We start from the raw sequence: 2933 nt of genomic DNA on the forward strand, positions 1-2933 counted from the left end.
TTGTCCCAGACTTCGTCGGAACCAATGCGGGCGTCGGGCCGCGTGGCGACCTTGTAAATGATGTTCTTGAAACCGAAGTCGGCATAGACCTTCTGCAGCAGCGCCGTGTAGGCCAGGCACTCGGGCAGGATCTGCTCTTCGGTGCAGAAGATGTGACCATCGTCCTGCGTGAAGCCGCGCACGCGCATGATGCCGTGCAGGCCGCCGCTGGGTTCGTTGCGGTGGCACTGACCGAACTCGCCGTAGCGCAGCGGCAAATCGCGGTAGCTCTTGATGCCCTGCTTGTAGATCAGGATGTGGCCCGGGCAGTTCATGGGCTTCAAGGCGTAGTCGCGCTTTTCACTCTCGGTGGTGAACATGTTGTCGCGGTACTTGTCCCAGTGGCCGGTCTTCTCCCACAGCGACTTGTCGATGATCTGCGGGCCCTTCACCTCCTGGTAGCCGTTGTCGCGGTACACACGGCGCATGTACTGCTCCACCTCCTGCCACAGCGTCCAACCCTTGGGGTGCCAGAACACCAGCCCGGGTGCGTGTTCGTCAATGTGGAAGAGGTCGAGTTCGCGACCGAGCTTGCGATGGTCGCGCTTCTCGGCTTCCTCGATCATGGTCAGGTGCTGCTGCAGCTCGTCCTTGGTGGCCCAGGCCGTGCCGTAGATGCGTTGCAACATCTCGTTGCGATGGTCGCCGCGCCAGTAGGCGCCAGCCACCTTCATGAGCTTGAAGTGCTTGAGCTTGCCGGTGCTGGGCACGTGCGGGCCGCGGCACAGGTCTTCGAAGGCGCCTTCGCGGTAGAGCGACACATCCTCGTTGCTCGGGATGCTGGCGATGATTTCGGCCTTGTAGTGCTCGCCCATGCCCTTGAAATACGCTACCGCTTCGTCGCGCGGCAGCACACGGCGCACCACCGGCTCGTCCTTGTTGGCCAGCTCCGTCATGCGCTTTTCAATCGCCACCAGGTCATCAGGCGTGAAGGGCCGCTTGTACGAAAAGTCGTAGAAGAATCCATGCTCGATCACCGGGCCGATGGTCACTTGCGCGTCCGGGAACAGGTCTTTCACCGCATAGGCCAGCAAATGGGCGGTGGAGTGTCGGATGACTTCCAGTCCGTCCGCGTCCTTGGCAGTGACGATGGACAGCGGGCTGTCCTGCGTGATGAGGTGGCTGGTGTCGACCACTTTGCCGTCGATCTTGCCGGCGAGTGCGGCCTTGGCCAGGCCGCTGCCGATGGATGCGGCCACCTCGGCCACGGAGACCGGGCCAGGAAATTCGCGTTGGGAACCGTCGGGGAGCGTGATGTGCAGCATGGGGTGGTCCAGAAAACAAAAAAGCGCGGCAGGGGCCGCGCTGGTGTGGGTCGAAAGGGAAACGGGCAGGCGCGAACTGCAGGCCTTAGAAGGCCGGGAGGGTGATCTCCTGAGTTCGCGGTGTCATAACCAGATTGCCTTTCTCGCTCTTGCTGATTCAAAGAACTCAAATTTTCCCACAAAAAAGCCACCCCGAAGGGTGGCGTTTCCTCGTCTCCTCCAACCGCTCTGGGGCGGACTCGGGGATGTCAGTGGAACTGCTCTTCTTCGGTCGAACCGGTCAGGGCCTTCACGCTGGAGGAACCGCCCTGGATCACGGTGGTCACGTCGTCGAAGTAACCGGCGCCGACTTCCTGCTGGTGCGACACGAAGGTGTAGCCCTTGTCGCGTGCAGCGAACTCGGGCTCCTGCACCATGTTGACGTAGTGCTTCATGCCTTCGCCGCGGGCATAGGCGTGGGCGAACTGGAAGGTGTTGAACCAGTTGATGTGGATACCGGCCAGCGTGATGAACTGGTACTTGTAGCCGAGTGCGGCCAGGTCTTCCTGGAACGAGGCGATCTGCGTGTCGTTGAGGTTTTTCTTCCAGTTGAACGACGGCGAGCAGTTGTACGACAGCAGCTTGCCAGGGCACGCGGCTTGCACGGCTTGGGCGAACTCGCGGGCGAAGCCGATGTCGGGCACGCCGGTTTCGCACCACACCAGATCGGCGTAGGGGGCGTAGGCGATGCCGCGGCTGATGGCTTGCTCCAGACCGTTCTTGACGCGGTAGAAACCTTCCTGCGTGCGCTCGCCGGTCAGGAAAGGCTTGTCGTTGGCGTCGTGGTCGCTGGTGATGAGGTTGGCGGCTTCGGCGTCGGTGCGGGCCAGCACGATGGTGGAGACACCCATCACGTCGGCAGCGAAACGTGCAGCGATCAGCTTTTCGCAAGCCTCTTGCGTGGGCACGAGCACCTTGCCACCCATGTGGCCGCATTTCTTCACGGCGGCCAACTGGTCTTCGAAGTGCACGCCGGCGGCACCGGCGGCGATCATGTTTTTCATGAGTTCGAAGGCGTTGAGCACGCCGCCGAAACCGGCTTCGGCATCGGCCACGATCGGCAGGAAGTAGTCGATGAACTCAGGGCTTCCCGGCTCGATGCCACGGCCCCACTGGATTTCGTCCGCGCGCTTGAAGGTGTTGTTGATACGGCGAACCATGGTGGGCACCGAGTCGTAGGCGTAGAGTGACTGGTCGGGGTACATGGTTTCGGAGGTGTTGCCGTCAGCGGCAACTTGCCAGCCTGACAGGTACACGGCTTCCAGACCTGCCTTGGCCTGCTGCATGGCCTGACCGGCAGAAATGGCACCGAAGGCGTTCACATAGCCCTTTTTGGAGCCACCGTTGACCTTGTCCCACAGCTTCTCGGCTCCACGCTTGGCCAGCGTGTGTTCGATGTTCATGCTGCCGCGCAGGCGCACGACATCGGCCGCGGTGTAGCCGCGCTTCACGCCCTTCCAGCGCGGGTTGGTGGCCCAGTCTTTTTCCAGCGCGTCGATTTGCTGCTGGCGGCTCAGTTGCTCGGTCAGGGATTGAGGCATGGGGATACTCCGTGAGGTTGATGGAACAGGGTTGGCTTCGGCGTGGTGC

2 protein-coding genes are annotated in these 2933 nt (G+C 62.0%); both read right to left on the reverse strand.

Translation table 11 applies throughout. The annotated features are described in order from the left end of the window. The coding region (gene thrS, locus Q0C59_RS19420) for a threonine--tRNA ligase (protein ID WP_291218682.1) at positions 1-1304 on the reverse strand (1304 nt) is incomplete at its 3' end. A 248-nt stretch (positions 1305-1552) separates the two neighbouring features. Next, positions 1553-2884 carry an isocitrate lyase gene (gene aceA / locus Q0C59_RS19425; protein WP_291218684.1) on the reverse strand — a complete coding sequence of 444 codons (1332 nt, stop codon included), beginning with the start codon at positions 2882-2884 and terminating at the stop codon, positions 1553-1555. Between the last annotated feature and the right edge of the window lie 49 nt (positions 2885-2933).

The sequence above is a fragment of the Hydrogenophaga sp. genome (assembly GCF_022844385.1).
In the GTDB taxonomy this organism is placed as follows: domain Bacteria; phylum Pseudomonadota; class Gammaproteobacteria; order Burkholderiales; family Burkholderiaceae_C; genus Hydrogenophaga.

Bases quoted from the DNA above. Each gene is read 5' to 3' on its own strand.
- aceA (WP_291218684.1), bottom strand. From the start codon at position 2,884: ATGCCTCAATCCCTGACCGAGCAACTGAGCCGCCAGCAGCAAATCGAC.